At 59.3% G+C, this 1,267-nt stretch carries 1 protein-coding gene and 1 pseudogene; both read left to right on the top strand.

Annotated features, from left to right (window positions below; all coding sequences use genetic code 11):
* Positions 1-269 (top strand): hypothetical protein (locus NKI88_RS31700; RefSeq protein ID WP_352659335.1); only part of this gene is annotated, 269 nt, incomplete at its 5' end.
* A 148-nt stretch (positions 270-417) separates the two neighbouring features.
* Positions 418-689: pseudogene (locus NKI88_RS31705) on the top strand (type II toxin-antitoxin system ParD family antitoxin).
* Positions 690-1,267 lie beyond the last annotated feature (578 nt).

The raw sequence follows: 1,267 nt of genomic DNA on the forward strand, positions 1-1,267 counted from the left end.
CACAGGTTCAAATCCTGTCCCCGCAACCAACAAAAAAAGCCCGCTTCACGCGGGCTTTTTGCGTTCGGACCGTGCTCGATGGCGATTTTAACCTGCACCAGGGGTCGGAAGCAGGCGAAGCCGACGCCGTGGGACAGAAAAGCCAAATCATGACCCCCAACCGCCCGCAGCTCGCAGGCCTTTTTGTATTCGGCACCTTTGCCCACGCGAAGCCGGTTGGCTCCCGGCTCTGTCAGCGCGGCAACCGCCACGCGCCGGCGCGATGGTGACCGGACGCTTTGGATCCTGCAAAACCAGGCGACGAACCATTCTCTCGCCATCAGATCTTTGAAAACGAACCGTGATCGTGCGCTTCCAATCATTGCTATCTATTGTTACCGGGCTTTGATCGGCGCCATAATCTTCCAGGAGGTTGCCGTGCCCGACTACGCTCTGAACGACCACTATGAGAGCTTTACCAGGAAGCAGCTCGAATCAGGCCGCTACAACAATGCCAGTGAGGTTGTTCGCGCCGGCCTGCGTATGCTCGAGGATTTCGAGGCGGAGCGGGAAAGATGGCTGCGCGAGGAGGTTCCGGCGCGCCTGACCGAGCTCCGGCAGGATCCGGCTAAACTAAGGGCATCCCTGTCGAGACAGTTTTTTCGCGGCTCGAGGCGCGTCATCACGCGAAGCAGGCGAAAGCCAAATAGGCAATGGAGTACCGCATTGTCTTCCACCCCAAGGCGGAAACTGAACTCGACCAGCTCTATGACGACATAGCCGACCCGTGCGTCGCCGGCGATCGCTTGGAATTTCGTTGTCGGCATCGCGACCATTTCCTGAGCGTGTCCACTTTTCCACAGTGCGGCACAGAGCGGGTCGAGATCATGCCTGGTCCGCGGGTTATCGGCTACCGGCGTGCCCTCAGCATTGCTTTCGCAGTCGATGCCGAACGGGTCGTGATCCTGGGTGTCTTTTTCGCGGGCCGGAACAGGAATTGCTGGAAGGCCGGCTCTGAAGCACTGCTCAGACTGGCGTGGGGATCGACACTCGCCAGGAGGCGATTCTCAGGCCGATGGTACGCATCTGCCGTCGAGGGGTGGGGGCTTGTTGGAAGAGTGAACCGCGGCGGAACGCCACTCACAATTTCAGCCAAGCCAGCTCACGAATTTCCGCCCCGTGGATATCTCCACGAGAAATCGAAAAAACATCGTCGATGACTGTTGACAGTTCTGGTTGGTGGCGACTATATACGCCTCACGAACGAGGGCGGTGCGCCGCTGGCGGC

The sequence above is a fragment of the Mesorhizobium sp. M0317 genome, from assembly GCF_040321555.1.
Taxonomy (GTDB): Bacteria; Pseudomonadota; Alphaproteobacteria; order Rhizobiales; family Rhizobiaceae; genus Mesorhizobium.